Consider the following 26,240-nt stretch of genomic DNA (forward strand, 5'->3'; position numbering starts at 1 on the left):
TACTATTCAGGCAATTCATTTGCGTTTTCGGCCATGAAACCAGCCTACGAACACGTCGAGTTCGGAGAGGATTGTTCGGTCCGGGTTTACCATCGGCGGCTTCCGCGCATCCCGTTCGAATGGCATCACCATCCCGAGTACGAACTGACGCTGACGATGAACAGTCACGGCAAGCGCTACATCGGCGACTCGGTCAACGACTACGAAGCCGAAGATCTCGTCCTCGTGCCGCCGGACCTGCCGCATACGTGGGCATCGAACCGGTCGATCGATCCGTCGTCGCCGCAGGTCGCGATCGTCATATGGTTCGACGGCGACTGGGCGCGACGTATGGCGGATTGCTGCCGTGAATATGAACCGCTGCGCAAGCTGTTGCGCCGCGCCGCGTGCGGGCTCGCATTCGAGCCGCCTGCCGGCGAGTGGATGCGGGGCCGTCTGGAGCAATTGCTGTCGAATGTGGCGCGCGAACGCCTCAGCGCGGCACTCGACGTTCTATGCACGCTCGCCGAGGCGCCCGGCCAGCCGCTCGCCTCGCCGAGCGCCTTCAATCAGACGAGCACGGGCCCGTCCGGTCACGAGCCTGAACGGATCAACCGCGTGCTGTCGATGATCGACGCGCGTTTCGCGGAGCCGCTGCGCCTATCGGAACTCTGCGCGGCGGCCAGCCTGTCGGAGCGCACACTCACGCGTTATTTCGTGCAGCATATCGGCGAAAGCGTGGGGCGCTATATCGCCCGCGTCCGCATCGGGCACGCGTGCCGGATGCTGGCCGACACGTCCTTGCCCGTTGCCGTCATCGCTGCCCGCTCGGGTTTTGCGAACGTCGCCAATTTCAACCGGCAGTTCAAGGCCGCCAAGCAAACGACACCCGCGGAATTCCGGCGACACTTCCTCGCCGCCGGTTTGCCGGATCAGCATGAGACGGCTCGCCTGACCGAACGATCTCCGTCGCTTCAAGGAAAACAAAGATCGTCGCGCGAAAAGCGCGGCCAGGCAAACGCCGTTCGATCATACCTCGATCAGTAGTCCCATTGAACCGGCACGAAACGGAAGGCTTCACCGTTCTTCGCAATGTGCCCGATCGACGGGAACGCCACATGCGCGGCGGCCAGCATAGCGCCCGTTTCAGCCGCTTCGTTGAGCAGCGCGATACGCACGTCGACGGCCACTTCGGGTTCGTGCTCGAAGCCGTTTTGCCAATCGGGATGGTCGAAGCCGACTTCGAAGATCGCATCGCCGACGAACGTCAGCTTCTCGCCCTTCGATGCCACGTCCACGACGCAGTGCCCCGGCGTGTGTCCGCCCGTCACGCGCGCCGACACGCCCGCTGCGACTTCCACGGTCTGGTCGAACTGCACGATGTTTTCGCCGTAGAGTTCGACGAACTTTGCCGCGGCCTTGCGAAGCGCGGGCGGCACCGTTTCGGGCATCACGGTCTTGCTGAAGTCCGGATTCTTCCAGAACTCCACTTCCGCGGCGGCCACGTGAATGCGCACGTCGGGGCGCAACTTCGCCCTGACGCCGTCGACGTTCAGCCCGCCGACGTGATCCATGTGCATATGCGTGATCACGATATCGGTGATCGCAGCCAGGTCGATGCCGGCCGTTTCCAGACGCATCACCGATTGACCGGCGCGCGTGAAGTATTCGAAACCGTCGCCCACGCCCGAGTCGATCAGGATCAGGCGGTCGCCGCTGCGCACGAGCGCGATATTCAACGCCCAGTCGAACATGTCGCGCTGCAGGAAGCGGCCATCGAACCAGTCGTTACGGTCCGCTTCGCTCACATTGGTGGACATCGTGGAAGTCGGCAGCGGCAGAATGCCGTCGCTGATCAGCACCACGTCGACATCGCCCACGCGCACGGCGTAGCGGGAAGACACGAGTTCGCCTGAACCTTCCTTGCCGAGGCGGGCAGTCACCGGCTGCACATTGCGGGTTGTTTCGTTCATCTTCGATCGTCCTGTTCGTTGAATGGGGATAGCCGTTCTGGGCGGCGCGATTCACGAGGACGACCACGTATTTCGTGTGCTTCGTTGTGCTCGCGTGTCGCCCGACCGTGGGACAGATCTTAGTCAAGGCGAGCGAACGCCAGAAGCATCGCAAATGCGTGCAGCGTGTTGTCCCGACAGCAACAATCGAAGAGGAACAGGTAATGAAGCGGTAACGCGAGCGACAGGCGTGGCGCGGCCTGGCGAAGTCAAACCGTTCGCAACATCCCGCCGTCGACAAAGTAAGTCGAGCCAACGCTGTAGCTCGCGCGCTCCGAGCAGAGAAACACGATGAAATCCGCCAGTTCCGCTGGCGTCGCGAAGCGCCTGATCGGCGCGAACTCGTCGGCCACCTGTTGCAGATGACCTTCCCAATCGCCGCCCGTGTCCTGCGTCAGTTCTTTCGCAGTCTTGATCCAGTCGGGCGTGAGCACGAGGCCGGGATTGATCGTGTTCACACGGATGTTGTCCTTGACCACTTCGTTCGCGAGATTCTTCGAGAACATCATCAGCGCGGCTTTGGTGACGTTGTAGATCGGCTCGTAACCGAGCGGCTGCGCCGCGCAGATCGACGCGTTGTGCAGGATCGCTCCGCCGCCGCGCCGCTTCATCGACGGCACGAGTCCGCGTGCAAGCCGCACAGCCGCCATCACATGCAGTTCCCAGTACGCCTGCCACTTCTCGTCGGGCGCATCCATGATGGTCTCGTTGCTGCCCGTTCCCGCGTTGTTGAACAGGATGTCGGCGCCGTCGAACTGCTGGTTCGCGGCATCGACCAGCGCGTCCACGCCCTCTTTCGTCGCCACGTCGCACGCAACAGGAACGACACGCACGCCATGACGCGCAGCGATGTCCGCCGAGACCTGTTCGAGCCGTTCCCGCTGACGCGCTGCCAGCACGAGATTCACGCCTTCGGCAGCGAACCCTTCCGCAACCGCCAGTCCAATGCCGACGCTCGCGCCCGTCAGCACCGCGACCTTGCCACGCAGTTTCAGATCCATTTTTGTCTCCGTTCCATGTCGTGAATGAGGCCGACGGTATCCGTAATGGGCCTCGGACGCTCATTGTGCATCAGAGCGGAACGGTTCACCTCGCGCCGGGAATCAGCATGGTCAGTTGCGGGAAAATGCCGATCAGCGCCAGCACGCCCGCCATGATGAACACATACGGCAGTGTGCCGAGCACGATACGCCGCAGCGGCACATCAGGCGCGACGCTTTGCACGACAAAGAGGTTGAGCCCGACAGGCGGATGAATCAGCGCCATCTCCATGTTGATCACGATGACGACGCCGAACCAGATCAGGTCCCAGTGATAAGCCTGCACGACGGGGACGAGCACGGGCATCGTTACGACGATGATCGCGATCGTCTCCATGAAGCAGCCGAGAAAAATCAGCAACAGGTTGATGCTGACGAACAGCACCCACGGCGCAACGTGCGCGCCCGCGACGAGTTGCGTCAACGACGACGCGACCTGGCTTGTTGTCATCACATAGCCGAACACGATCGCCGATGAAATGACGGCCAGAATCATCACGCTGCTTTGCGCGGCGTTGATGAGAATCTCGCGGAATTTGCGCCAGCTCAGTTCGCGATAGACGACGCCCGCGAGTATCAGGCTCGCGATGATGCCGAGCGATGCCGCTTCCTGCGGTGTCGCCAGTCCGCGATACAGCGAGCCGAGAATGATCAGGATGAGAAGCGCGAACGGCCCGATATCCTTCAACGCGACGATACGCGCCTTGAGCGGCGCGAGCGGCCGGGTCCGCACGTCGCCGCGCGACTTGCGGCGCAGCGCGAGCGTCATCTGAAAGAGGCCGAACGCCAGCGCCATGATCGCGCCCGGTACCAGCGTGGCAATGAACAACCGGCCGATCGACTGCTCGGCGATCACGCTATAGACGATGAGCGGGATACTCGGCGGCAGCAGGATGCCGAGCGTTCCGCCCGCTGCCACCGAGCCGCACGCCTGTCCCGCGGGCAAGCCGTGACGCCGCATCTCGGACACGGCGAATCCGCCGATCGCCGCCGCCGTCGCGACGCTCGAACCCGACACGGCCGCCATCACGCCGCACGCGAGCGTCGTCGCGACGGCGAGTCCGCCCGGCACGCCGTCGAGTATCGTCGCGAGCGCGCTATAGAGGCGCGCGCCCATGCCGGACGCGGACACGATCGCGCCCATGAACATGAACATCGGCACGGACGTCAGCGTGAACGTCGCCACCGATCCCCAGTAGGTGCTCGGAATCAGGCTCAACGCGTCCCAGCCGCCGCCCGTCACGAACAGCGACACCAGCGCGATGAACAGCAGCGCGAACGCGATCGGCACGCCCACCGACAACACAGCCAGCAATCCGCCGAACATGCCGGCGCCGATGAAAAGCTGTGTCACTTGTCTCTCCCGAGCGCGAGTTCGTCGATGGACAGATCATGCGAGGCCTCGCGGCGCGCGAAGAGAATCGTCGCGAGCCGCACGAGTTGAACGAGCGTCAGCAGCAGCGCACCGATTACAAGGCACAGATACGGAATCCACAGCGGCAACGAGAACATGCCCCATGAACGCTCGCCGCTCGTATAGGCGTCCCACCAGAACTGCACGGCAAGCGCCGCGATGACCACGGCAACGGCCGACATCACGAGCGTCGAGAAAGCCGCCAGCACGCGCTTGCCGCCTTCGCCGAGATGATGACCGAGCACGTCGATCTTCAGATGCCGCGATTGCCACGCGAGCGCCGCCGTGCCGACGAAGGTCATGTACGCCATCAGGTAGGTCGTGACTTCCGTCACCCACACGTCCGACAGATGCAATACCTCGCGCGCCAGCACGCCGTATGAAATCACTGCGACCGTCGCGATCACCGCAACGCCCGCCGACAGCGCGACGCCCCGGCAAAACACGTCGAGCAGATGCACGACCCGATCGAGCGGCCCTCGCATGCAGGCCTCCTACTTGTAGATCGCGACGCTCTGATCGAGCAGCCGCGCGCCGTCGGGCACTTCGTTGCGGAACTTCGTGAAACTGACCTGCTGGAACAGCTTCTGCCATTGAGTCCACTCGTCGAGCGTCATCTTGTGGATCTGCACGCCGTGGCTCGCGAAGAGTTGCGCGACGCGTCGGTCGTCGGCTTTTGCGCCTTCGAATGCGCTCTGTTCGAGGCTCTGGCCGACATCCGTCATGATCTTCTGTTGCGCGGGCGTCAGCTTGTTCCACGTCTTCATGCTGATCGCGATCGGCTCGATCGTGTAATAGATGCTGTACTGCTCGGGCGAATCGTAGTACTTCGCCACTTCGTAAAGACGATAGGAGCCGAATGTCCCCGACGATGTCCACAAGCCGTCGAGCAGACCCAGTTGCATCGCGTTATACGTTTCCGACGACGCCATCGACACCGTGCTCGCGCCCGCGCTCTGCAACGCGGCTTCCATCATCTTGCCCGCGCCGCGCACCTTCGCTTTCTGGAGATCGGCGGGGACGTTGACGGGTTTTCCCTTCGACGCCATGCCGCCCGATATCTGGATCCAGCACAAGGTCTTGAAGCCGTATGCCTCCATCTTCGCTTCGAGTTCGCGCCACGGCGCGGACGTGCGGAAGCGGTAGACGTCATCGGGCGTCTTCCACAGGCCCGGCAACAGGATCAGGTTCATCTGCGGAATCGCGCCCGCCGCGTAGATGTACGGATAAATGGCCAGATCGACGCTGCCGCTGCGCAACGCGGTGTGCATGTTGAGCGCCTTCACCAGCGACTCGGCCGGAAAGATGTCGATATGAATCTTGCCGCCCGAGCGCTGCATCACTTCCTGCGCGAACTTCTTGCCCGTCTGCACCACGTAGTCGTTCGGATCGTCGGGCCACTGGTGCGCCATTTTCAGCGTGATCGTGTCGTCGGCATGCGCGGCAGGCAGCGCCGCGAGCGCACACGCCGACGCCGCGAACAGCGTCGTCAGCCAATTTCCAAGCCGTTTCATCCGCGTCTCCTTCCATGTTGGTTTGTCGTTGTGCGGGATGGTCGTTGCTACATCGGCGTCATCCCGAACCGCTTATCTGTTTAGCGATATGCGCATAGAGTTCTGCCACCGACGCGGTGGGCGCATCGTCAGGCAACGCGTCGATCAGTTCCGCCACGCGGCGTGTAAGCAGGCTGCGCACGTGAAAGCGCTTGCGCGTCTCCGCGACGCGTGCGACGTCGAGATGCGCCGCGCGCCATTGCGTGTGTTCATCGATTGCGTTCGACAGTTGGCCGATCGACGCTTCATCGTTCGCGCGCGTCAGCAGCACAGGCGCAACGCGCCGTCCGTTCGCGCGATTGCGTTCGAGCACGTTGCGGATGTCCTGCGCCATCCGCTCGGCACCCGGCAGATCGCATTTGTTGACGACGACGATATCGGCCGTCTCCAGCACACCCGCTTTCATCGCCTGAATCTGATCGCCCGATTGCGGGCCGAGCGCCAGCACGAGCGTATCGACGAGCGCGCGCGCACCGTTCTCGACTTGCCCTACGCCGACCGATTCCAGCAGGATTTCGCCGAAGCCGTCGGCTTCGACAGCGGCGAGCACGTCCGCGAGGTTGTCCGAGAGACCGTCGGCGGACCAGCCGCTCGGCAGCGAACGGATGAACACATCGGTGTCGGCGAGCACGGCATCCATGCGAACGCGGTCGCCGAGCAACGCACCCGACGTCGCCGGGCTACTTGGGTCGATCGCAATGATCGCGATCGACTCGTCGCGCGCCGCCCGCGCTTTCGCGACGCGGCCGATCAGCGTGCTCTTGCCCGCGCCCGGCGGCCCCGTGAAGCCGATGCGACGCGCGGGCACCGTGCCCGCTTCGCGCAGAAGTTGCAACGACTCGGCGACACTCGCGCGCGCGATCTTCGACAGATCGCGTGCAAGCTGCCGACGCCCGATGCCCACGACAGACGCCGTCTCTGACGCGTCGCTCATGTCGACACCTCGCCGCACCACGCCGCCGTATGTTCGCCGAGCAGCGGCGGCACGCCATAGCGCGTATGCGCGCCGTCGATATGAATCGGGTTGCCGACCACCTTCAGCGGCCCCGCTTCCGACTCGATCTCCACGACGAGCCCCCGCGCCTGCGCCTGCGCGCTGTCGAGTGCTTCGGCAATCGACGCGAGCCGCGACACCACCACGCCCGACGACGCCAGCAAGTCGAGCCAATGCTGCGTGGTCTCGCTCGCGAACATCGCTGACAGCGCGTCGATCACCGTCGCGCGATGCGCGCGGCGTGCGGCCATCGTCGCGAACTCGGGTTGCGTGATCCACTCGGGATGTCCGACGCGCTGCGTGAAGATGCGCCAGAAGTTGTCGTGCGTGATGAAGATCATCAGCCAGTCGTCGCGCGTCTTGAACAGCTGCGCGGGCACGATATACGGATGCGACGACAGCGCATGTCGCGCCGGCTGCTCGCCGCCGTTGAGCACGGCGCCCGCGACGTAGTTCAGCTGCGAGACCATCACGTCGAACATCGCGACGTCGACCTGACCGCCGCGTCCTTCGACGATCTTCGCGAGCAGCCCGACGGCGCCCATGATGCCCGTCGAGTTGTCGACGGCGGAAAAGCCCGCCTTCGTCGGCGGACCGTCGGGATCGCCCGTCAGATGCATGATGCCCGTGAGCGCCTGAATCACGTAGTCGTAGGCAGGCAGTTCCGCGTGCGGACTGTCGAGGCCGAAACCCGTCAACGCAACGCAGACGATCCGCTCGTTATGCTCACGCAGCTTGTCGTACGTCAGACCGAGCTTGCGGATCGCGGACGGCCGCAGGTTCGTCACCAACGCATGCGCGTCGCGCACCATCGCCGCGAGCGCCTGCTTGCCGGGGTCGCTTGCAAGGTCGAGCACGACGCTCTGCTTGTTGCGGTTCAGGCTCGCGAAATACGCATTGTGCGGACCGATCGCATGCGGGCTGATCGAGCGCCCGATGTCGCCCTCCGGCGGCTCGATCTTGATGACCTCGGCGCCAAGATCGGCGAGCAGCATGCCGCAGTACGGGCCCATCAGCATGTGCCCGATCTCGATCACGCGAATGCCGTCGAGCGGTCCACGGGTCGCGCGCTTCCTTGATTCATCGGGCGCGGCGAATCCGGGGGCGTTCATCCCAGCACCTTCGCGACGGCGTCGATCACATCGTCGAGCGGCATGTCGCTCGTGAACACGCCGCGAATGCCCGCTTTCAGGAACGCCGCGCGATCGTCGGCGGGAATCGTGCCGCCGACGAACACGGGAATCTCGCCCGCGCCCTGATCCGCGAGCAACGCGACCGTGCGCGCGACGAGTTCGTTGTGGCTGCCGGAGAGGATCGACAGGCCGACGGCATCGACGTCTTCATCGACGGCGATCCGCGCGATGTATTCCGGGCTCTTGCGCAGGCCCGTGTAGATCACGCTCGCGCCGGCATCGCGGAACGCCAGCGCGATCACCTTCGCGCCGATATCGTGTCCGTCGAGCCCCGGCTTCGCGACGAGAATGCGCTTGCCCTTGAGCGGCGCATGCACGTTGCGGGAAGGCGCGGCGGAACTGCTGCTCGTGCTGTTCATAGATGGACCGGCTCCTCGAATTCGCCCCACTGATCTTTCAGCCGCGCGACCATTTCGCCGATCGTCGCGTACGCATGGCAGCAATCGACGAGATACGGCATCAGGTTGCCCTCGTCGCGCGCAGCGGCAGCGCTCAGCGCGTCCAGCGACTTGCGCGCGTCCGCTTCATTGCGCGTATCGCGCAGCCGCTCGAAGCGTTCGACGACCGTCGCACTCGCCTGCGGATTCAGATGAAACAGTTCGCCCGGCTGCTCGACCTGGTTCTCGCGCCGGAAGCAGTTCTGTCCGACGACGAGCCGCTCGTGATCGTCCGTTTCGCGCTTGCGCTGCAGCGCGCTCTTCGCGATGCGCAATTGCAGCCAGCCGTCTTCGATCGCTTTCACGGCGCCGCCGTATGCGTCGATCTCGTTCATCAGTTCGCGGATACGCGCCTCGGTACGATCGGTCAGTTCTTCGACGAAATACGAGCCACCAAGCGGATCGACCGTGCGCGCAATGCCGCTTTCATAGCCGATGATCTGTTGCGTGCGCAGCGCAAGTTCGGCGGAAAATTCGGTGGGAATCTGGAACGCTTCGTCGTACGCACAGGTGAACACCGACTGCGCTCCGCCCATCACGGCAGCGCAGGTTTCGATCGCGACGCGCACAACGTTGTTGTACGGCTGCGCGGACGTCAGCGACGAGCCGCCGCACACGACGCCGAAGCGGAACATCTGCGCCTTCTCGTCATCGACGCCATAGCGCTCTTTGATGAGTCGCGCCCACACGCGGCGTCCAGCACGAAACTTCGCGACCTCTTCGAAGAGGTCCATGTGCACGTAGAAGAAGAAGCTCAAACGCCGTGCGAACTTCGCGACGTCGCCGCCGCGCGCAACAACCGTGTCGACGTACGCAAGTCCGTTGGCGAGCGTGTACGCCATTTCCTCGACGGCCGTGCAGCCCGCGTCGCGCATGTGCGCGCCCGCAATCGAAATCGGATTGAAGCGCGGCGACACTTCGTTCGAGTACAGAATGGAATCGGCGATCAGGCGCATTGACGGACGCACCGGGAAAATCCACGTGCCCCGCGCAACGTATTCCTTGAGGATGTCGTTCTGGATCGTGCCCGTCAGCTTGTCGCGCGGCACGCCCTGCTTGTCCGCGCACGCAACATACATCGCGTAGATCATCGCCGCCGTGCCGTTGATCGTGAACGACGTCGAAATGCGGCTCAGATCGATGCCCTTGAACAGCAGCTCCATCTCCGACAGATTCGACAGCGAAACGCCGACTTTGCCGATCTCCGAGCGCGCCATTGCGTCGTCGGGATCGAGGCCGCATTGCGTCGGCAGATCGAGCGCGACGGACAGGCCCGTTTGCCCCTGCTGCAGCAGAAAGCGATAGCGTTCGTTCGATTCTTCCGCCGTGCCGAAGCCCGAGTACTGGCGCATCGTCCACAGACGCCCGCGATAGCCGTCCGGGAAGATGCCGCGCGTGAACGGAAACTGCCCCGGCGCGCCGATGCCTTCCGTTTCGCCAGGACCACCGACCACGACGGGCACATGCAATCCCGATGGCGTGCGGTCCGGATGCGGCATCGCTATCGATTCGTCGAGTTCGGCTGCACTTGACTTCATGCTCGGAGGCTCCTTTCGTTACGCGGGCTTTGTCTTTGAACCGTCAGTCGATGCGCGCTGCCGGTCGAGAAACTTTTGCGCCTGTTCCCAGTGCGCCGGATTACTCCACGTCGCGACGAAGGCGGCGCGTTCGGCGTCGCGCGTAGCTTGCGATAACGCACGGCGATGCGTGGCGGCAATCTGCTTCATCGCCCGCACGACGTGCGGCGGTCGATCGACAAACGGCTGCACGAATTGCGCGACGCGTGCTTCGAGTGGTTGCCCTTGTTCGGCGATATCGTCGATGAGGCCGAGCGCGAGGGCTTCATGCGCGTCGATCACGCGCGCTTGCGCCAGCACGCGCATTGCGCGCGCGGGGCCTAGCAGCGCGAAAAGATCTTCGCCGCCGCTGAAACCAGTGGTGATAGCGAGCGTGGCCTGCACGAAGCCGATGCACGCATGCGCGGCCGCCACGCGGTAGTCGCAAGCGACGGCCAGTTCCGCGCCGCCACCGAGTGCCGTGCCGTTCAATGCGGCGATCACGGGAACGGACGTCGCGCGAATGGCGTCGAGCGCCGCTGCTGCATGATCGAACAGCGCGGCGGCATCGGCCTCGCTGCGCAGCGCGTCGAACTCGCGCAGGTCGCCGCCCGCCGCGAAGCTGCGCTCGCCTGCTGCGGACAGCACGACCGCGTGCAACGCGTCATCGCGTTTAGCTTCTGTGAAGGCGGTGCGTAAAGCGTCGAGCGTCGCGCGGTTGAGTGCATTGCGCTTGTCCGGGCGATTGATGGTCACGTGCAGCACACCCTCACGCACGGCGGTGAGCACTGCTGAGTCCGAGCGATGCGCTTCGTCCTTCATCAATGCCCGCCCGTTTCGATCGAGCGCTTCGCTTCCAGCAACACTGCACCGATCCGCTCGATCTGTTCTTCCATCCGGTGACGCGGCCCAGCGACGGCAATGCCGAGCACGTCGCGATTCACGTCGACGGGCACCGCGATCGCGAACACGTCGCTGACGCTCTCGCCGCGCGTGACGAAAAAGCCTTTTTCCCGCGAGTGCGCGATGTCGTCGAAAAGTTCGTCGGCCGTGGTCAGCGTGTTGTCCGTCACGCTAGGCAACGCGGCCTGCGCGAGAAAACGCCGTAACTCGCTCGCGTCGACGCGGCTCAGCATCGCTTTGCCGATCGAGGTCGAATGCAGCGGTTTCAGTGCGCCCGCCGCCGCGCTGTAGCGAATCGTCTGTGGCCCTTCAAGCACGCTCAGATAGACGATCTCGTCATGCTGCCGCTTGCCGACGATCACCGTCTCCTGGGTCGCGTCGCGCAGTGTCTGAAGTTGCGGCTCGATCCGTTCGAGGTACGGGTCGTTGGCGATGATCTTCGCCGCCATGTCGTACAGGCGTCGTGTGGGAAAGAGGTCTTTTCTGCGGCTGGTCAGATAGAGATAGCCGCGTTCGAGCAGCACGCGCACGATGCCGTGACTCGTACTCACAGGCAAACCCGCCGCTTCCGCGAGTTCGCTGAGCGTCAGCGGACGCCCTTCGGCCTCGAATGCTTCGAAGATGCCCAGTGCACGATCGGTTGGTTTCATTTTCGTATGTTCGAAAAATAATTTGGTATTTCGAAATTCAGTATAGGCCAATCGGCCCGATGCGCCAGCGTCGCGTGCTAGTGGAAAGCCCTGGGAAATCGCATCCAGGATGCTGCCGCCCCTTACCGCACGCGGTTTTGACATGGGTCGACGCGCTTTGCGCTTTCTTGACACGTCAAAAACCGGCTCCTATAGTCGATCCATATATTCGAAATTAGTTTCGAAATAGCGAAAAGTAAACGTCGACGACTTGCGAGCCCGGACAAACCCGGCCCGCTGAAGACGGCGCGCAAACGATTCGGATGACGAATCATTTGCGTGAGCGGATCGACTGCTGCGTCGACGCACGATCAGGAGACAGACATGTGGATGTCGGAGCTCGACAAGACTGAGCGGCGCACCATGGCCGGCTGTTTTCTTGGCTGGACGCTCGATGCGCTCGACGTACAGGTCTACAGCTTCGTCATACCTACCTTGCTGATCGGATGGCACATCACGGCGGCTGAAGCGGGCATGCTCGGCACGGTGACGCTGCTCGCGTCGGCCGTCGGCGGATGGCTGAGCGGACTGGCCGCCGATCGCTTCGGTCGCGTCGCAGTGCTGCAGGCGACGATCCTCTGGTACGCGGTCTTCACCTTCGCCTGCGGCTTCACGCAGAGCTACGAGCAGCTTTTCATCTGCCGGGCGCTGCAAGGCTTCGGCTTCGGCGGGGAATGGGCGGCGGGCGCCGTGCTGATCGGCGAGACCGTGCGCGGTGTATATCGCGGACGCGCGGTCGGCATCGTGCAGAGCGGATGGGCGGTGGGATGGGGACTCGCGGCGCTATTGTTCGGCCTGTTCTTCTCGATCATGCCCGAGCAACTCGCGTGGCGCGCGCTGTTCTGGGTCGGCCTCGCGCCCGCGCTGCTGGTGTTCTGGGTGCGCCGTCACGTGCCGGAATCGGGTGTCTTCACGAAAGGACGGCGCGAGCGGCGCAATCGCGGCGTGCTGCGCCAGTTGCTGGCCATCTTTCACCTCGACTATCTCGCGACCACACTCAGGGTGTCCGCGCTTGCGACGGCATCGATCGGCGGCTCGTACACGTTCCTGATCTGGCTGCCGACGTATCTGAAGACGTCGCGCGGCCTCTCCGTCATTGGCACAACGGGCTATACGACGGTGATGATTCTCGGCGCGTTCGTCGGCTTTATTCTCGGCGCGTATCTGGCCGACTCGATCGGCCGCAAGAAAACCTTCATGGTCAGCGCGATCGGCTCGGCCGTCATCCTCGGCGCCTACATGCTCGCGCCGATCGGCAACGGCGCGATGCTCGTGCTCGGCTTCCCGCTCGGCCTGTGCGCGTTCATGATGTTTTCGCCGATGGGCCCGTACATGACCGAACTCTTCCCGACGCGTATCCGCGCGGCCGGCCAGGGCTTCTGCTACAACTTCGGGCGCGGCATCGGCGCGCTCTTTCCCGCGCTGGTCGGCAAGCTGACGAGCGTGATGGGGCTCGGCAACGCGATCGCCGCGTTCGGTATCGCCGCGTATGCGCTGATGTTGCTCGCCGTGCTGCTGTTGCCCGAAACGCTCGGCAGACCGCTGCCCGACGACGCCGAACCGTCGCTGCAGGCCGAAGGCGGCGCGGCCAACAGCTATACGCCTTCCTGAGCGCCTACCTGAGCCCGTACGCCCTATGACCGCAAGCTGCCAGCCACCAAGCGAGATCATCAAGCCGCCCGAGAACAAGGCGCCGCCCGGCGCGTGCGACTGCCACATTCATATCGTCGGGCCGCGCGAGCGCTTTCCGTTGAGCGAAAGCCGCGCTTATACGCCCGCCGACGCGTCGCTGCGCCAGTACGAGCATGTACAGGAAGTGCTCGGCACGCAGCGCGTCGTCATCGTGCAGCCGAGTTTCTATGGCACCGACAACCGCTGCACACTCGATGCCGTCGCGCACTTCGGTGTGCAGCGCAGCCGCGCGATCGTCGTGATTGATCCGGAGATCAGCGATGGGAATTTACGTGAGATGCACGACGCCGGCGCGCGGGGCGTGCGCGTCAACCTCGTAACACCGGGCGGTCCGCCCATCGCGCATCTGACGCAACTGGCGGAGAGAATCGCGCCGTTTGGCTGGCACACGCAGATCTACGCGAACGGCGAGGACCTGCCTGATCTGCTGCCGATTCTGCGCCGCTTGCCTACCGAAGTCGTCATCGATCACATGGGACAGATACCCGCTGCGTGGGGCACTGCGCATCCCGCTATCACCGCGTTGCGTGCATTGCTCGATGGCGGACGCGCGTGGCTCAAGCTATGCGCGTATCGATGTTCGAACGAGGGCTATCCGTTTCGCGATACCGATGCGCTTGCCACGTTGCTGGCGCGCGTCGCGACGGAGCGCTGCGTGTGGGGCACGGACTGGCCGCACCCGAACCTGGAAGGTACGCTCCCCGACGACGGCGAACTGCTCGATGCGCTGATGCGCTGGGCGCCGTCCCGCGATGCGCAGCAGCGTATCCTCGTGGATAACCCCGCGGCGCTTTATGGCTTCGCCACGTCATGAGCCCTGTTATCGAATGAATCTGGAGACGAACATGCTGAGGGAACAACAGATGCCGTCCAACGTGAAGTCGACAGTATCGGACGTGGAATGGAACACACGCGTCGATCTGGCCGCGTGCTATCGGCTGATGCCGTATTTCGGCTTGAGCGATCTCGTGTACAACCACATCACCGCACGTATTCCCGGCGACGACACGCGGTTGCTGATCAACCCGTATGGCTTTATGTATGAGGAGATCACGGCGTCGAGCCTGATCACGATCGATATCGACGGCAACGTGCTGTTCAATCCGAACGAGGGCACGTATGGCGTGAATGCCGCCGGTTATGTGATCCACAGCGCGGTGCATGCAGCGAGGCATGACGTGAATTGCGTGATTCACACGCATAGCCGCGGCGGACTTGCTGTGTCGGCGCTATCGTGCGGACTGCTGCCGCTTACGCAAACGGCGATGCGTTTTAGTCCCGTCGCGTATCACGACTATCAGGGCGTCGCGATCGATCTCGAAGAGCGCAAGACGCTCGCCGAAGACCTCGGTAACGCCGAAGCGATGATCCTGCGAAATCACGGATTGCTTGTCGCGAGCGCGTCGATTCCGCAAGCCTTCAATGCCATTTACTGGCTCGAAAACGCGTGCCGTGCGCAGGTTGATGCGATGGCGTGCAATACCGACCTTCATTTGCCGCCGCAGGACGTCATCGACAAGACCGCGCATCTCTACAAGCCGGAAACACGCCGCCCTTATGGCGAAATGGAATGGCCTGCAATGCTGCGCTTTCTCGACCGGCGGGATCCGTCGTATCGGAACTAGCGCGGCGCAGTATCAGTACGGCCGACGATGCGATTCAGCGACGATTTCGCAGACTTCGAGGTGAACACGCCACGCGTCGACCAGAAATTCGCGTACGCGGGCAAAGAAACCGCCTTTGGCGGCGGGCGTCGTGGCAGATGCGTAGTTCATTGCAGACTCCTTTTGCAAACTGATTAAGGGTTAGTGCCTAGGTATTAACCCTATAGTACACCCGTTCATGGTGCATTGCAAAATAAACTGCGAGTCTGACTGCAAGAGGGCGCGCCCTGCCCCCAAAAACCCTCGGCCGTTCAGGGCTACGACCGGGGAAAACCGTCCCGACTCCACGGCTTACGAGGACGCTAAAGGATCGTCGGGAACGGTGTGCGCAGTGCTGCTGAAAGCCTGATAGCCCCTTCACTGGCGGGCACAACACTGAGGCGGCGACGTACGGAACGCCGCTGCCTCAGTTCAAACGATCAACCAGCGCGATTACTGGAGCAGCTTGAGAACCTGCTGCGGCATCGAGTTCGCTTGCGCGAGCACCGAGATACCAGCCTGTTGCAGAACCTGAGCCTTCGACAGGTTCGCCGTTTCCGTCGCGAAGTCCGCGTCGGTGATCTGCGAACGTGCTGCGCTCATGTTCGTTGCTTGCGTGTTCGTCGTCGAGATTGCAGCCTGGAACGTGTTCTGCGTTGCGCCCAGCGTTGCCTGGAACGTGTTCACGCTCGTCAGAACCGTGTCGATCGTGCTCATTGCTGCCTGAGCGCCCGAAGCCGTCGAAACCGACACGCCGTTGACGCCGAGGCTCGTCGCGTCCCACTTCTGCGAACCGAAGTTTGCCGTGATCTGCTGGCCGTTGAACGCGCCGATCTGGAAGTTGACGGAGCCGATGCCGTTCAGCACTTGCGCGCCGTTGAACGTCGTTTGTTGCGCAACACGCGTGATTTCGTTCAGACGCGTCGACACTTCCGACTGGAGGTTGGCCAGTGCGTTCGAGTCGAGCGAGCCGTCGCCTGCTTCCACTGCCAGCTGGCGAATACGTTGCAGGTTGTCGACGACCGATTGCAGTGCGCCGTTCGTGGTTTGCACCATCGAAATGCCGTTGTTGGCGTTGGCGGCACCTTGCGTCAGTGCGTTGATCGACGCCGTTTGCGTCGTCGAAATCGCGAGACCTGCTGCATCGTCAGCAGCCGTGTTCACACGCTTGCCCGACGACAGACGGTTGATTGCTTGCGACAGTGCGCTTTGCGAACCCGACAGGTTGTTTTGTGCGGTCAGCGAAGCGATGTTGGTGTTGATGTTCAGCATTTCTTTCCCCAATTCAGATTGCCGTCCACTTGACGGCAACAAGCGGTGCCATCCGATAGCACGATCAAGCTTGCTTCAAGGATTACGGCTGGAATCTCCGTACCTTTACCGCTGCGTTGCATTTTTATTTCTGGGGACGCAAGCGGAAGAATGAGGGGACAGAATCACTCGTTCTGCGGCTGTGAGCGCTGTTTGCAGAAGCCACAGCGCTCACCCAATCCTTCTTTTTCTTAACTCGACTGTTTCGCCGATGACGTCGCTTTCGGCATCGCGCCGCTCTGCACGAGACGCGCATCTTCCTGCGTCACAGCGCCCACGTATTTCCAGCCGTCGGGCAGCTTCACGAACGTGTAGCCCGTGGGCGTATCGACATAAACCGTGAACACGGGCGAGTCAGCCTTTGCCTCCGAAACCGCTTGCGCGTGCGACAGCATCGGCGCGGCGAGCAGCAAGGCGGCAAAAAGTGACGAGAAAATCGGCTTCATTCCACACTCCTTTAGACGTTAAAGCGCCGCGCATGATATCCGATCGTTCGCCGCGCTATTTCTGTGACGACCATTACAAATATTGAAGCACGACCGGATTGTCGCGTCCATAATTTTGTTATGATCGACATAGAATTCAGTTTTCGTGATTTGACGACAATCGGTCGATGGGAGCGGAGATGGAGCCAGCCAGTTTGGGCGAAGCGAAAGGACGTGGCAGGCCCAGAGCATTCGAACGCACCGCCGCGCTCAGGAGCGCGATGGATCTCTTCTGGGCAAAGGGCTTCGACATGTGCTCGATGTCGGATCTCGTCGACGCCATGGGCGTCAACTCGCCCAGCATCTACGCGGCGTTCGGCAACAAGGAAAGCCTCTATCGCGAGGCAATCGAGCTATACGTGCGTGCCGAAGGCGGCGCGGCGCTCCGGAAGTTCGAATCGGGCGTTACGTTGCGCGAAAGCCTCGAGACCATGTTCGAGACGAGCATCGATCTCTTCACAGGAGGACAGCGCTCTCGCGGTTGCATGATTTTTCTCGGCGGCGCGGGGATCGGCGCGGAGCACGTCGAGTTGCGCAACTTCCTTCAGGAGTTGCGGCTGAAGGTTGCCCGGACGGTCGAAAAGCGCCTGAAAAAAGCCGTCGAACAAGGCGAACTCGTCCATCACTCGGACGCTGTAGCGCTGGCAACCTTGTGCATGTCGGTGTTCTGCGGCCTGTCCGTCCAGGCCGCCGACGGCGCCAGCAAACGCAAGCTGCGTGCCGGCGTTGCGCAATTGCTGGCGATGATTCCTTTCAATGAATGAGCAAACGTCCGGCATCGTCCGTCGCCAGGCTTTTTTGCATTACAGCGGCCACAGATTCGTTTAACCCAGTAGATGGCCGCTGGTCCGTCGTCGAAACAGGCTGCCATTCGGTTGCGCGACCCGAAACGATCCGTGCTGCGGCATCGCTCGCGCGTTGCGCGAGCAGTGTGCTCGATAGGTAACGGAGGAGTTATGTTAGACGCTGATTCCATCAAGCGTGTCTTCCCGCGCTGCAAATCGCCTCACGCATGGGCAAACAGTCTGAATACCGCGCTGCCGAAGTTCGGCATCAATACGCCGGATCGTATCGCCAGCTTTCTTGCGCAGACGGGCTACGAGTCGGGTCAGTTCAACAACCTCGAAGAGAACCTCAACTACAGCGCCGCCGCGTTGATGCGGGCGTGGCCGAAGCGTTTTCCGAATGAAGCAGCGGCCCAGCCTTATATCAACAATCCGAGAAAACTGGCGGATTTCGTCTACGCCAACCGGATGGGCAATGGCAACGAGCAAAGCGATGACGGCTATGTCTTTCGCGGACGAGGGCTCATCCAGCTCACCGGGCGCAGCAATTACGCAGCGGTTGCAAAAGTGATCGATGCAAAACTTCTCGAACAGCCGGATCTTCTCGTGCAGCCCGACTATGCCTGTTCAAGCGCCGCGTGGTATTGGCAAAGCCGCGGCCTCAACGAACTGGCGGACGACCGCACGGACGATAACGACCTCGAAGACTTTGCGGAAATCACGCGTCGCATCAATGGGGGAACGATCGGCATCAAGGACCGGTTCGCGTTGTACAAGCAGGTGATCGCCGTGATTCACTGAACGGCTGCGGCAAGCGCGCATTCAATGGTAAGTGGTCTTCGACGACTGCAGCTTCGTCAACACGCCACCCTTGAAACGGAACCAGCCCTGCGAGCTTTGCATCACGACTTCATCGTCTTGCCAGAACACGCGCTTCACTGCGATACGCGTGCCCGTGCGTTGCACAAGTGGCGGACGGTGGCGAAAGTCGTATAGCGTCAGGCCGGAATCCGTCTGCACCAGCATGCGCGCGACAGTCTGATTCGTATTGCCGATATCGTCGAAATGCGTGAGCGTGCCGGCGCTGAAGCGATCGAAACTTTGCTTGTCGAGCATGCCGACGAAATCGCGATCGGACCGCACGAATTGCAGTTCGCCCGAAGGCGTGACGAGCGGACCCGGCGCATTGCTTTGCGCGCGAACGCAAGTCATGAAACAGGAGGTGACGAGAGCTGCGACGAACAGTCGTTTCATGTTTTCCTTTGGAGAGAGCGGCGCTTCGAACGATATTTTAATCGCGCCGCAGCGATGCCCGGTGTGCGGGCATCGCCTCCATAGTTCGCATCGTCTATCGGAAACCGTAGACAAGTACCTTCTTCCCTTCAAAGCCGATCTGCACCGCTTCCGAGCACGGATTGCCGCATGTGCCGTCGACAGTCGGCGGTGCCGCGGCGAACGGGACGGTTTCGCTCGACATCTCTCCCATGACGACCGTGCCGTCGCCGGAAACGGCTATCTGCACCGTGAGCGTCACGCCGGCCGGCGCCGCTTTCGTTCCATAGTTGATGACCATCGTGCCCGTGCAGTCTGAATTCACCTTATACGTGCCGAACTGCACGTTGTTGAACGCGCCGTTCGATTTCGGCAGGCCGCCGATGTTGCCCGCGTCGTTACGCGTAAAGTTGCCACGGCCATCGAAGTCGACGATCGCGACATCGTTGATCAGGAGCCGCGACTTCGCGTAGTGAACCAGCCCGTCGGTGCCGATGATGCCGAGGATTTCTCCTTGCGCGCTGAATCCGTAGGGACCTTTCAGTGTTTCGGTGGAACATGTAGGGCCGTTCGCCAGCGCGCTGCCGCTCCACCACAAGAGGACGGTTGCCATGGCCGTCACACAGATCGAAGGTTTGCTCTTCACGTTCATCTCCTTGTCATCGAACACACATGCGTTTGCGCAGGTGCATGTGACTCGCACGCACTCGCAACATCCATAGTGGAAAGAACCGGGAGCGTGTGCCATCGAGAGAACATGTAGAAATCGTTAACCGCGCCAGGCGAGTTGCCGCTGAAGTACGGATTCGGCGGACTCTCCGACCAGTTCCCGATAGGTCGCGGGCGCGGTCGCGCCTTCCGTATTGACGAGCAAGATGCGGGAAGCGCCATCGAGGCCCACCTGTCTCGACCACTGCGGGTTCTGCAGCAACACGATCAGACCAGCGAGACCCGCTACGCCCGACTCGCCCGCGACGATCGGTGCGTCGATATCGCTGCCGGCCGCGAGGATGCGCATCGCGTGGACGGCATCGTCGTCGCCGATGGTCATGAAGTCGTCGACGGCATGCTGCAAAAACTTCCATGCAAGCGGCGAAGTTTCGCCACAGGCGAGCCCGGCCATCACCGAGTCGACCGAACCCGTTGCACGCGCAGCGCGCCCTGCCAATGCGCTCTGATAGAGACAATCGGCCTGCTGCGGTTCGACGACGATACATCGCGGACGATGCTCGCCATGAAACTCCCACAGGTAACTGACCAATCCTGCCGCAAGACCACCGACACCGCCCTGCACAAAGACATGCGTGTAAGCCGGCTGTTCTGGTTTGCTATCGCTCTGCTCGACGATCTCCGCTGCAATCGTGCCGTAGCCCTGCATCACATCGCGCGGGATGTCTTCATAGCCGTCATAAGACGTGTCGGACACGACGTGCCAGCCGTTCAACGAAGCGAGACGCGCGGCCTCCTCGACCGACTCGTCGTAGTTTCCCTTTATCCGCACGATTTCCGCGCCATACGCGGCAATGGCCTGCTCACGCTCGACGCTGACATTCGCGTGCAGCACGATCACGCAACGGCATCCGAGCGTTTGCGCGGCAGCAGCCAGCCCTTTTCCGTGATTACCGTCGGTAGCGCTGACAACCGTGAAATGCGTCAGCAGATCGCGATAGCGCGCATCGAAAAGGCCGCGCGCATCGAGACCATGATTGGGCCACAGCCGCTGAATCAGGCGCACCAGCGCGATGGGCGCACCCAACGCCTTGAAGCTGCCCAATACGGAACGCGTCGACTCGTCCTTGATGCTGATGCTGCCGACCTTGAGCCTCGCTGCGAGCCCAGGCAACTCGCGCAACGGCGTCATTCCAGGCGCGATTTTGTCCCAGCAGGAAAGCCATGCGCGGCTTTCCTGCGCCTTATCGATGCTGAGGATCTCCTTCAGCGCAGCGGGATACGACGTGCGCGTTGCGCGCGGATTGACTGCCAGCATGAGCCGGATACTCCAGTAATGAACGAGGTGAATCGGTGATCGAAGTCCGGCTCACGCCGCCGGTAATTCGAGCCGCGCGATTTCAGCGAAATAACGCGCGCCTGTCAGAAGGATTTCGTCGTTGAAATCGTAGGTGGCGTTATGAAGGGGAACGCCACCGTTCTCCGCCGACTCGCCGTTGCCGATGAAAACGAAGTTGCCGGGAACGACCTGCAGGAATGCACCGAAGTCTTCCGAGATCATCATTGGCTGGACATCGGCATCGACGCTGTCGCTGCCCGCCACATTGCGCGCCACTCTCACCGCGACGTCGACGAACTGCGCCGAATTCACGGTCGGCGCGAATTCGTGCGTATATTCGAACGTGCAATCGGCACCGTGCGTGCGGCAGATGCCTTCGCATACTTCGCGCATGCGCGTTTCCAACAGCGCTTGCACGTCGCGTGAATAGCTGCGCGTATCGCCCTTGATGATGACGTTCGATGGAATGACGTTTCTCAGTCCGTCAGTGATGAACTCCGTGCAGGAAATCACAGCCTGCAGACTCGGATCGAGATTGCGCGACACGACGGTTTGCAATGCCATCACGATCTGCGAAGCAATGACGATCGGGTCCACGCCCATATGCGGACGTGCAGCGTGCGTGCCGCGTCCCTTGATGTGAATCACGAAGTTGTCTTCACTTGCCATGATGCCGCCCGGACGCGTTGCGAACGTGCCCGCACGCATGCCCGGCATGTTGTGTGCGCCAAAGATCGCATCGACGGGAAAGCGTTCGAACAGTCCGTCGGCGATCATCGCCTTCGCGCCGCGACCATGTTCTTCTGCAGGCTGAAAGATGAAGCGCACCGTGCCGTTGAAATCGCGCCGTTCGGCAAGGAGTCGCGCTGCACCGAGAATCATCGACATATGTCCATCGTGCCCACACGCGTGCATTTTTCCGGCGTTGCGGGAAGCATGCTCACGATCGGGCGCCTGCTCCGCGATGTTCAGCGCGTCCATATCGGCGCGCAGGCCGATCGCGCGTTTGCCCTCGCCCACCGTCAGATTGGCAACCAGCCCGGTTCCGCCGATACCACGGTGAACCTCGAGTCCCAGCGTGTTCAGGATGTTCGCCACATAGCCTGATGTGTTGACTTCCTCGAAGCCGGTTTCGGGATGTTGATGCAAATAACGGCGCCAGCTCTTCAACTGGTTATTCAGTTGACCCTGCAGCGTGCTTTCCATAGCCGGATGTCCTTGCTCGTGAGGTTCGGGAAATGCGCATATCGACCATGGAAATAATATTGTTTGAGCGGCTGTAAAAAGTCTCTGAATTGAGGCCTTCGGTGCAAAAATATCTTTGTTTTGATCACGCGAAGAGATGAAACGGCAAGACGCGGTCTTACACCAGAAATACCCTGAGTTGGCGCGGAGAGCATTAGGACTCGAAGATCAGCGCTACCTGCTTGAAAGCCGCGATGATGATGAAAATGGAAATCAGGAAGATGAGCAAGCTTGATCAGACCGGCAAGGGTGGCTGATTGCGGAGGCCGTTTCAAGATGCAAAGGAAATCCAGCGCCGGCAAGCCCACGACACGGCGCCAAAGTATGCCAACGAAATCTCGATCACGGCTGCGCCTCGCCGTGGCCAAACTACAGTCTGAAAACCTTGCATTACGCGAGCGATTGGCTCGAGTACGTGACGAGCAATACGACGGAATCTATTTGCTGCTGGACACACGTACGCCTTTGAGTTGACTGGTGACAATGAGGTCGGAACTTGGTGCAACGTCCACGAATGAACTCGAATGCAAGACTAATCGCGAAACCCTCACATCGGCGGCTTGCAAATTCACTCGCGTTCCGTCATCGGTATCGTCAGCCCGACCTTTACTCTACTCATACTTACAAGCGTCTTGAAGCGCTTCACATTATTGTTGGCAAAGAAAAGCTCGCGAGTCAGGGCGTTGTACCGCTCCATGTCTTCCACGGTGACGATCAGAACAAAGTCCCATTCGCCCGCCGTGTAGTAACACTGCTGAATATGCGAGCAGCGCGCAAAGGCGGCTTTCATTGAATCGAGAATGTCAATCTGCTCACTCTCCACTTCTATGTTGACGACGATCGTGAGCGGACAACCCACCTTCTCCGGTGAAACTACCGCGGTAAATCGCTCTATAACGCCCTCCTCCGATAGCCGCCGGAGTCGCCTGTTGACCGCGGCAGTCGAAAGACTAACGCGACTACCCAGTTCATTCTGCGGGGTGTTGGCGTCTTTCTGAATTTCTTCGAGCAGTTTTCGATCAAAACTATCCAGCGAAGCAGAGACCATCGATTTTCAGGCTCCAGGTAAGATTCCGGAAAAAATCTATCACATGCAGCGCCGTCTCGGCAGTTCGTTCACTTTCTATGCATTCGAGGCCCTGCGCCAGCTGGACAAGTAATCGGCAATTTGCCTTCTGGCAACGGAAGACGAGACGTGCACCTACAACCGCTATGTCAACCGGCTGACGGCGGGGCAGGACGCGCGGATGATCGCGCAGGCGGTTGGCCACCGGGTATCGCAAGAACGCATCGCGGCCGTGCTGGGCATTGATGGGCGGACCGTCAAGACGAAGATCAGATTGCTCACGGACATCTGTAGTGATGCCGCTGCATTGCTCGCAGACAGAAATTTCTCTACCGCAACCTACGAGACACTGAAGTCCATGAAGCTTGCCACGCCACCCGAGCAACTGGTGCCCGCGCCGGCTTCGCGAGGCGGCGAAGAGGAGGCAGCACGAGAACAGATTAACCGTCTGGGGCGTGAAATCGTCTCCCTTCAGGCGAAGGTCACCGATGTCGAAGACCGATATGGCGTCGACGATCTCCATCTCAGTGTGTCGATCAGCTACGCTAACTCATTGCTCAATAACAGGCATGCGTGCGAGGGACTCGCTGCGAATGCGCCGGGACACACGCAAATCTGCAGGAGCTTACTGCAATGGCCGGACCGCGGCCGCGGTAGCGTTTCGCGCGGCGGGTAAGTGTCTCCGCGTCGCAGGTATCTGCCTTGCCTTGCCAGCTACCACTGCACTGCTCGTGTCGGCTACGACACTCGCCGTCAGACGACGAACTCTCTTTCCATACCGACGAGCCAGTCACCAAACGGTGGCGACTCAATGGGAAAGACAGACCTCGACCCTGAGCGGTATGTCGACTATCTCAAGGATGCGAGTGCCGGGCCTCAAGGCACCTCAATCATCGCCCTCGCGGCGCTCTTCATAAGCCGCGATGACCCTGTGGGCGACCATATCCATGGCGGGCTTGATCAGGCCATTCTTGTCCGTCCACACTTTTGGGGTCAACGCCCCGCTCAGCGCGACGCTATCCGCGTCAGTCAGCGCGAGCAATGCGGTTTGCACGTCATCGTCGAACGCAATCACGTTGACGAATATCGTATCTCCATCATTGGTGGTCGCCCGGACCTTGCAGGTCACGAACCGCCTGCCATTCTGCCCCGTGCGAATCTGCGCCTCGCCGTACAGGCGCCCACCCACCAGTCCATCAATCATCGTCATTCTCCCTGTGATGCCATGTCGTGCAAGGAACCCAACCACCTGGCGCGACACGTATGCCCCTACTGTACGCTGCGCCGCCCACGCAAACGCATGCGCACTCATGTGTCACGCCCCAGCCGCCATATTCACCACACGTACTAACCGCCTGGCCAGGCGCGGCTGCCGTAACTGCTCCAGCCACCGTTGCAACGCGCGCCCCGCGCGACCATCCCGCCACGCGACACTCGACACGGTCGGCTCGCCCGGATCGGCGGCCTGCTTCTCCACCAGCTCGCCATTTTTCAGCATCGACGCCACGCGCTGACGCTGCAACCAGCCGACGCCCGGGCCATCACGCTGCGTGAGTATCTTCGCTTGCATGGTCGCAAGGCCTGGCCACCCAGCACGCTGTAAGCAAGCCCAGCTATCGTACATGACGAATCGGCCACGACTACCGCGCGATGCTCGCGTAATTGCTCGCGCCCGAGCGGTTCATCAACGCGCGCCAGAGGTCCGAGCATGGTCGTCAATGTGCAGCCTTCCGGCAGTGAGTCAGGCGCGAAAGATGTGTGGTCGTGTCATTGAGAATGAGAGGCTGGTGGGCGAGTCATTCGAGCGTGCTCTACCGGATGCGCGAGACGCAAGTCGACCGACTTTTGACTAACGCTGCGCAGGCCGCGGGTCGGCGGGGATAGTGCCGTCGGCACGGCCGAGAAAAAACCGGTAGATATCGTCGATGCGCCCAGCAATCGAGGGGTTGTCGCGATATGCAGGCATTCCGCGTGACGGCTCGCCGTCAAGGATCCTCCGGACAAACATCTCACGGCTCTGAGTGCGCGCATACTCAATAATCGAAGGTGCCGTCAGCCCCTCATAGTCCTTGCCATGGCAGCGGGCGCAATCGATGGCGCGTAAGGTACGCCATGTGCTGACGATGGGATCATCGGTCAGTTGGGAACGTGTCCGTTCGGCTTCCGGATCGGCCCGGGCCGGCATTGCAACTGCAATCACGACTAAAACGGCGCAACACCTCGGCACGATCGTCGACAATGCCGGCATGCGACACACCCGACCGGTCAGACAGGCTTGATATTCGCAGCCTGCTTGCCCTTCGGCCCCATCTTGACTTCGAAGCTTACCTTCTGGTTTTCCTGCAGAGATTTGAAACCTTCAGTCTTGATCTCGGAAAAGTGAGCGAACAGGTCTTCGCCACCGTCGTCCGGAGAAATGAAGCCAAAGCCTTTCGCATCGTTGAACCACTTAACTGTACCCGTTGCCATTTTCTTGATCCTGTGAACGTTGAGAGTTGCATCCGTGGATGCGATTTCGCAGGCCGTGTCCGGCTGCGACGGATAACGTTGTATCACGCCGGCCCGGCACCTGCCAATCGGCATGACCGCGATCTCCGTGGACCCGGCAGGGTTACAGGCACGAACATGCTGCCGGGAACAGATGCTCGAGTGAATGTCGCAATCTGGGTCACGTCCGTCTTGACGCGCAGGAAACGAAGCTTGTACCCGGACCATCGGCGAGATGCTGGCCAAAATCTCAGTGCCGTGCCCGAATTCCCGCCGCGCCCCCGCTGCCCGGCTACCGCGGTCGGGTCCATCACCCGCCTTCTCGCAGCACTCGTGAGTCCTGGTCGCGCCGGTCAGTCAACAGTCTCGACCCTCCGCTCCAAAACCACCCAGAAGCAAGCATCCCTCCCGGCCCACGCCATGAAACAGCGGACACGCAAGTGCCGATGTGGCCGAGGCATCCGGCTCGCAAAGAG

General features: G+C 61.5%; 30 protein-coding genes and 1 pseudogene. 8 read left to right on the forward strand and 23 right to left on the reverse strand.

The annotated features are described in order from the left end of the window. Nucleotides 1-33 precede the first annotated feature (33 nt). Nucleotides 34-1,026 (forward strand): helix-turn-helix domain-containing protein, encoded by a 993-nt coding sequence (locus QEN71_RS36125; RefSeq protein WP_201656712.1) that lies wholly within the window; start codon nucleotides 34-36, stop codon nucleotides 1,024-1,026. Here the strand turns inward: QEN71_RS36125 and QEN71_RS36130 are convergent. The 11 genes from QEN71_RS36130 to QEN71_RS36180 all read right to left on the reverse strand — a co-directional run bounded on the left by QEN71_RS36130 (nucleotide 1,020) and on the right by QEN71_RS36180 (nucleotide 11,731). Beyond that, nucleotides 1,020-1,952: an MBL fold metallo-hydrolase gene (locus QEN71_RS36130; RefSeq protein WP_201656715.1), complete on the reverse strand. Its 933-nt coding sequence runs from the start codon at nucleotides 1,950-1,952 to the stop codon at nucleotides 1,020-1,022. The two genes, QEN71_RS36125 and QEN71_RS36130, sit on opposite strands and share 7 nt — an antisense overlap. A 248-nt stretch (nucleotides 1,953-2,200) precedes the next feature. Next, nucleotides 2,201-2,992 (reverse strand): SDR family NAD(P)-dependent oxidoreductase, encoded by a 792-nt coding sequence (locus QEN71_RS36135; protein ID WP_201656718.1) that lies wholly within the window; start codon nucleotides 2,990-2,992, stop codon nucleotides 2,201-2,203. 85 nt (nucleotides 2,993-3,077) lie between these two features. Further along, on the reverse strand, nucleotides 3,078-4,385 hold the full coding sequence (locus QEN71_RS36140; RefSeq protein ID WP_201656721.1) for a TRAP transporter large permease: 1,308 nt from the start codon (nucleotides 4,383-4,385) through the stop codon (nucleotides 3,078-3,080). Then, complete coding sequence (locus tag QEN71_RS36145; protein WP_201656724.1) at nucleotides 4,382-4,930, reverse strand: TRAP transporter small permease; 549 nt, start codon at nucleotides 4,928-4,930, stop codon at nucleotides 4,382-4,384. Before QEN71_RS36145 ends, QEN71_RS36140 begins: the two co-directional genes overlap by 4 nt. Nucleotides 4,931-4,939: 9 nt before the next feature. Continuing rightward, entirely contained in the window at nucleotides 4,940-5,959 is a 1,020-nt protein-coding gene (dctP, locus tag QEN71_RS36150) for a TRAP transporter substrate-binding protein DctP (protein WP_201656727.1), read from the reverse strand. 58 nt (nucleotides 5,960-6,017) lie between these two features. Continuing rightward, complete coding sequence (locus QEN71_RS36155; RefSeq protein ID WP_201656730.1) at nucleotides 6,018-6,932, reverse strand: GTP-binding protein; 915 nt, start codon at nucleotides 6,930-6,932, stop codon at nucleotides 6,018-6,020. Further along, on the reverse strand, nucleotides 6,929-8,104 hold the full coding sequence (locus QEN71_RS36160) for a CaiB/BaiF CoA transferase family protein (RefSeq protein ID WP_201656733.1): 1,176 nt from the start codon (nucleotides 8,102-8,104) through the stop codon (nucleotides 6,929-6,931). Before QEN71_RS36160 ends, QEN71_RS36155 begins: the two co-directional genes overlap by 4 nt. Beyond that, nucleotides 8,101-8,544 carry a cobalamin B12-binding domain-containing protein gene (locus tag QEN71_RS36165; protein ID WP_201656736.1) on the reverse strand — a complete coding sequence of 148 codons (444 nt, stop codon included), beginning with the start codon at nucleotides 8,542-8,544 and terminating at the stop codon, nucleotides 8,101-8,103. Before QEN71_RS36165 ends, QEN71_RS36160 begins: the two co-directional genes overlap by 4 nt. Further along, on the reverse strand, nucleotides 8,541-10,160 hold the full coding sequence (locus QEN71_RS36170; RefSeq protein WP_201656739.1) for an acyl-CoA mutase large subunit family protein: 1,620 nt from the start codon (nucleotides 10,158-10,160) through the stop codon (nucleotides 8,541-8,543). The genes QEN71_RS36165 and QEN71_RS36170 overlap by 4 nt, the downstream gene beginning before the upstream one ends. Before the next feature lie 18 nt (nucleotides 10,161-10,178). Further along, nucleotides 10,179-11,000, reverse strand: a complete 822-nt coding sequence (locus QEN71_RS36175) for an enoyl-CoA hydratase/isomerase family protein (RefSeq protein WP_201656742.1) — start codon at nucleotides 10,998-11,000, stop codon at nucleotides 10,179-10,181. Beyond that, nucleotides 11,000-11,731, reverse strand: a complete 732-nt coding sequence (locus QEN71_RS36180) for an IclR family transcriptional regulator (protein WP_201656745.1) — start codon at nucleotides 11,729-11,731, stop codon at nucleotides 11,000-11,002. The genes QEN71_RS36175 and QEN71_RS36180 overlap by 1 nt, the downstream gene beginning before the upstream one ends. A 363-nt stretch (nucleotides 11,732-12,094) precedes the next feature. On the opposite strand from QEN71_RS36180, the gene QEN71_RS36185 reads away from it, so the two are divergent. From QEN71_RS36185 to QEN71_RS36195, 3 genes are read left to right on the forward strand one after another with little or no spacing between them, the layout of a single operon-like run. Next, on the forward strand, nucleotides 12,095-13,381 hold the full coding sequence (locus QEN71_RS36185; RefSeq protein ID WP_201656749.1) for an MFS transporter: 1,287 nt from the start codon (nucleotides 12,095-12,097) through the stop codon (nucleotides 13,379-13,381). A 25-nt stretch (nucleotides 13,382-13,406) separates the two neighbouring features. Next, on the forward strand, nucleotides 13,407-14,276 hold the full coding sequence (locus QEN71_RS36190; RefSeq protein WP_201656752.1) for an amidohydrolase family protein: 870 nt from the start codon (nucleotides 13,407-13,409) through the stop codon (nucleotides 14,274-14,276). A 31-nt stretch (nucleotides 14,277-14,307) separates the two neighbouring features. Beyond that, nucleotides 14,308-15,087, forward strand: a complete 780-nt coding sequence (locus tag QEN71_RS36195; protein ID WP_201656755.1) for a class II aldolase/adducin family protein — start codon at nucleotides 14,308-14,310, stop codon at nucleotides 15,085-15,087. A 12-nt stretch (nucleotides 15,088-15,099) separates the two neighbouring features. Here QEN71_RS36195 and QEN71_RS36200 read toward each other — a convergent pair whose 3' ends face one another. From QEN71_RS36200 to QEN71_RS36210, 3 genes are all read right to left on the reverse strand, one after another. After that, complete coding sequence (locus QEN71_RS36200) at nucleotides 15,100-15,237, reverse strand: hypothetical protein (RefSeq protein WP_201656758.1); 138 nt, start codon at nucleotides 15,235-15,237, stop codon at nucleotides 15,100-15,102. Between the two features lie 321 nt (nucleotides 15,238-15,558). After that, a complete protein-coding gene (locus tag QEN71_RS36205; protein WP_201656761.1) occupies nucleotides 15,559-16,377 on the reverse strand; it encodes a flagellin domain-containing protein in 819 nt (272 codons plus the stop codon). A 230-nt stretch (nucleotides 16,378-16,607) separates the two neighbouring features. Beyond that, complete coding sequence (locus tag QEN71_RS36210; RefSeq protein WP_201656770.1) at nucleotides 16,608-16,862, reverse strand: hypothetical protein; 255 nt, start codon at nucleotides 16,860-16,862, stop codon at nucleotides 16,608-16,610. A gap of 260 nt (nucleotides 16,863-17,122) precedes the next feature. Between QEN71_RS36210 and QEN71_RS36215 the strand changes: the two genes are divergently transcribed. Both QEN71_RS36215 and QEN71_RS36220 read left to right on the forward strand, forming a co-directional pair. After that, on the forward strand, nucleotides 17,123-17,665 hold the full coding sequence (locus QEN71_RS36215) for a TetR/AcrR family transcriptional regulator (protein WP_233472026.1): 543 nt from the start codon (nucleotides 17,123-17,125) through the stop codon (nucleotides 17,663-17,665). A 132-nt stretch (nucleotides 17,666-17,797) separates the two neighbouring features. Continuing rightward, nucleotides 17,798-18,487 (forward strand): glycoside hydrolase family 19 protein, encoded by a 690-nt coding sequence (locus QEN71_RS36220; protein ID WP_233472027.1) that lies wholly within the window; start codon nucleotides 17,798-17,800, stop codon nucleotides 18,485-18,487. 21 nt (nucleotides 18,488-18,508) lie between these two features. Here the strand turns inward: QEN71_RS36220 and QEN71_RS36225 are convergent, their stop codons facing one another. The 4 genes from QEN71_RS36225 to QEN71_RS36240 form a co-directional block, all read right to left on the reverse strand. Continuing rightward, nucleotides 18,509-18,940 carry a hypothetical protein gene (locus QEN71_RS36225; RefSeq protein WP_201656776.1) on the reverse strand — a complete coding sequence of 144 codons (432 nt, stop codon included), beginning with the start codon at nucleotides 18,938-18,940 and terminating at the stop codon, nucleotides 18,509-18,511. Nucleotides 18,941-19,034: 94 nt separating this feature from the next. After that, nucleotides 19,035-19,604 carry a hypothetical protein gene (locus QEN71_RS36230; protein WP_377791580.1) on the reverse strand — a complete coding sequence of 190 codons (570 nt, stop codon included), beginning with the start codon at nucleotides 19,602-19,604 and terminating at the stop codon, nucleotides 19,035-19,037. A 123-nt stretch (nucleotides 19,605-19,727) separates the two neighbouring features. After that, a complete protein-coding gene (locus tag QEN71_RS36235) occupies nucleotides 19,728-20,945 on the reverse strand; it encodes a diaminopropionate ammonia-lyase (protein WP_201656779.1) in 1,218 nt (405 codons plus the stop codon). Nucleotides 20,946-20,996: 51 nt separating this feature from the next. Continuing rightward, nucleotides 20,997-22,172 (reverse strand): M20 aminoacylase family protein, encoded by a 1,176-nt coding sequence (locus QEN71_RS36240; RefSeq protein ID WP_201656782.1) that lies wholly within the window; start codon nucleotides 22,170-22,172, stop codon nucleotides 20,997-20,999. Nucleotides 22,173-22,308: 136 nt separating this feature from the next. On the opposite strand from QEN71_RS36240, the gene QEN71_RS36245 reads away from it, so the two are divergent. After that, a complete protein-coding gene (locus QEN71_RS36245) occupies nucleotides 22,309-22,446 on the forward strand; it encodes a hypothetical protein (protein ID WP_201656785.1) in 138 nt (45 codons plus the stop codon). Nucleotides 22,447-22,779: 333 nt separating this feature from the next. Here QEN71_RS36245 and QEN71_RS36250 read toward each other — a convergent pair whose 3' ends face one another. Beyond that, nucleotides 22,780-23,259 carry an Lrp/AsnC family transcriptional regulator gene (locus tag QEN71_RS36250; RefSeq protein ID WP_201656788.1) on the reverse strand — a complete coding sequence of 160 codons (480 nt, stop codon included), beginning with the start codon at nucleotides 23,257-23,259 and terminating at the stop codon, nucleotides 22,780-22,782. A gap of 175 nt (nucleotides 23,260-23,434) precedes the next feature. Between QEN71_RS36250 and QEN71_RS36255 the strand changes: the two genes are divergently transcribed. Next, entirely contained in the window at nucleotides 23,435-23,953 is a 519-nt protein-coding gene (locus tag QEN71_RS36255; RefSeq protein ID WP_342965387.1) for a hypothetical protein, read from the forward strand. A gap of 210 nt (nucleotides 23,954-24,163) precedes the next feature. Here the strand turns inward: QEN71_RS36255 and QEN71_RS36260 are convergent, their stop codons facing one another. The 4 genes and pseudogenes from QEN71_RS36260 to QEN71_RS36275 all read right to left on the reverse strand — a co-directional run bounded on the left by QEN71_RS36260 (nucleotide 24,164) and on the right by QEN71_RS36275 (nucleotide 25,746). Then, nucleotides 24,164-24,481, reverse strand: coding sequence for a single-stranded DNA-binding protein (locus QEN71_RS36260; RefSeq protein ID WP_201656795.1), 318 nt, complete (start codon nucleotides 24,479-24,481; stop codon nucleotides 24,164-24,166). 111 nt (nucleotides 24,482-24,592) lie between these two features. Further along, a pseudogene (locus QEN71_RS36265) lies at nucleotides 24,593-24,978 on the reverse strand (LysR family transcriptional regulator); the annotation flags it as partial. A gap of 148 nt (nucleotides 24,979-25,126) precedes the next feature. Continuing rightward, complete coding sequence (locus QEN71_RS36270; RefSeq protein WP_201656798.1) at nucleotides 25,127-25,525, reverse strand: c-type cytochrome; 399 nt, start codon at nucleotides 25,523-25,525, stop codon at nucleotides 25,127-25,129. A 17-nt stretch (nucleotides 25,526-25,542) separates the two neighbouring features. Continuing rightward, nucleotides 25,543-25,746, reverse strand: a complete 204-nt coding sequence (locus tag QEN71_RS36275) for a cold-shock protein (RefSeq protein ID WP_201656850.1) — start codon at nucleotides 25,744-25,746, stop codon at nucleotides 25,543-25,545. Nucleotides 25,747-26,240: the final 494 nt, after the last annotated feature.

The organism is Paraburkholderia sabiae (assembly GCF_030412785.1).
Lineage (GTDB): Bacteria > Pseudomonadota > Gammaproteobacteria > Burkholderiales > Burkholderiaceae > Paraburkholderia > Paraburkholderia sabiae.

What these genes read in the sequence shown, in the direction of transcription:
- QEN71_RS36125 (WP_201656712.1), top strand. Translation starts at nt 34, where the DNA reads ATGAAACCAGCCTACGAACACGTCGAGTTCGGAGAGGATTGTTCGGTC.
- QEN71_RS36130 (WP_201656715.1), bottom strand. Translation starts at nt 1,952, where the DNA reads ATGAACGAAACAACCCGCAATGTGCAGCCGGTGACTGCCCGCCTCGGC.
- QEN71_RS36135 (WP_201656718.1), bottom strand. Translation starts at nt 2,992, where the DNA reads ATGGATCTGAAACTGCGTGGCAAGGTCGCGGTGCTGACGGGCGCGAGC.
- QEN71_RS36145 (WP_201656724.1), bottom strand. Translation starts at nt 4,930, where the DNA reads ATGCGAGGGCCGCTCGATCGGGTCGTGCATCTGCTCGACGTGTTTTGC.
- dctP (WP_201656727.1), bottom strand. Translation starts at nt 5,959, where the DNA reads ATGAAACGGCTTGGAAATTGGCTGACGACGCTGTTCGCGGCGTCGGCG.
- QEN71_RS36155 (WP_201656730.1), bottom strand. Translation starts at nt 6,932, where the DNA reads ATGAGCGACGCGTCAGAGACGGCGTCTGTCGTGGGCATCGGGCGTCGG.
- QEN71_RS36160 (WP_201656733.1), bottom strand. Translation starts at nt 8,104, where the DNA reads ATGAACGCCCCCGGATTCGCCGCGCCCGATGAATCAAGGAAGCGCGCG.
- QEN71_RS36165 (WP_201656736.1), bottom strand. Translation starts at nt 8,544, where the DNA reads ATGAACAGCACGAGCAGCAGTTCCGCCGCGCCTTCCCGCAACGTGCAT.
- QEN71_RS36170 (WP_201656739.1), bottom strand. Translation starts at nt 10,160, where the DNA reads ATGAAGTCAAGTGCAGCCGAACTCGACGAATCGATAGCGATGCCGCAT.
- QEN71_RS36175 (WP_201656742.1), bottom strand. Translation starts at nt 11,000, where the DNA reads ATGAAGGACGAAGCGCATCGCTCGGACTCAGCAGTGCTCACCGCCGTG.
- QEN71_RS36180 (WP_201656745.1), bottom strand. Translation starts at nt 11,731, where the DNA reads ATGAAACCAACCGATCGTGCACTGGGCATCTTCGAAGCATTCGAGGCC.
- QEN71_RS36185 (WP_201656749.1), top strand. Translation starts at nt 12,095, where the DNA reads ATGTGGATGTCGGAGCTCGACAAGACTGAGCGGCGCACCATGGCCGGC.
- QEN71_RS36190 (WP_201656752.1), top strand. Translation starts at nt 13,407, where the DNA reads ATGACCGCAAGCTGCCAGCCACCAAGCGAGATCATCAAGCCGCCCGAG.
- QEN71_RS36195 (WP_201656755.1), top strand. Translation starts at nt 14,308, where the DNA reads ATGCTGAGGGAACAACAGATGCCGTCCAACGTGAAGTCGACAGTATCG.
- QEN71_RS36200 (WP_201656758.1), bottom strand. Translation starts at nt 15,237, where the DNA reads ATGAACTACGCATCTGCCACGACGCCCGCCGCCAAAGGCGGTTTCTTT.
- QEN71_RS36205 (WP_201656761.1), bottom strand. Translation starts at nt 16,377, where the DNA reads ATGCTGAACATCAACACCAACATCGCTTCGCTGACCGCACAAAACAAC.
- QEN71_RS36210 (WP_201656770.1), bottom strand. Translation starts at nt 16,862, where the DNA reads ATGAAGCCGATTTTCTCGTCACTTTTTGCCGCCTTGCTGCTCGCCGCG.
- QEN71_RS36215 (WP_233472026.1), top strand. Translation starts at nt 17,123, where the DNA reads ATGGATCTCTTCTGGGCAAAGGGCTTCGACATGTGCTCGATGTCGGAT.
- QEN71_RS36225 (WP_201656776.1), bottom strand. Translation starts at nt 18,940, where the DNA reads ATGAAACGACTGTTCGTCGCAGCTCTCGTCACCTCCTGTTTCATGACT.
- QEN71_RS36235 (WP_201656779.1), bottom strand. Translation starts at nt 20,945, where the DNA reads ATGCTGGCAGTCAATCCGCGCGCAACGCGCACGTCGTATCCCGCTGCG.
- QEN71_RS36240 (WP_201656782.1), bottom strand. Translation starts at nt 22,172, where the DNA reads ATGGAAAGCACGCTGCAGGGTCAACTGAATAACCAGTTGAAGAGCTGG.
- QEN71_RS36245 (WP_201656785.1), top strand. Translation starts at nt 22,309, where the DNA reads ATGAAACGGCAAGACGCGGTCTTACACCAGAAATACCCTGAGTTGGCG.
- QEN71_RS36250 (WP_201656788.1), bottom strand. Translation starts at nt 23,259, where the DNA reads ATGGTCTCTGCTTCGCTGGATAGTTTTGATCGAAAACTGCTCGAAGAA.
- QEN71_RS36260 (WP_201656795.1), bottom strand. Translation starts at nt 24,481, where the DNA reads ATGATTGATGGACTGGTGGGTGGGCGCCTGTACGGCGAGGCGCAGATT.
- QEN71_RS36270 (WP_201656798.1), bottom strand. Translation starts at nt 25,525, where the DNA reads ATGCCGGCATTGTCGACGATCGTGCCGAGGTGTTGCGCCGTTTTAGTC.
- QEN71_RS36275 (WP_201656850.1), bottom strand. Translation starts at nt 25,746, where the DNA reads ATGGCAACGGGTACAGTTAAGTGGTTCAACGATGCGAAAGGCTTTGGC.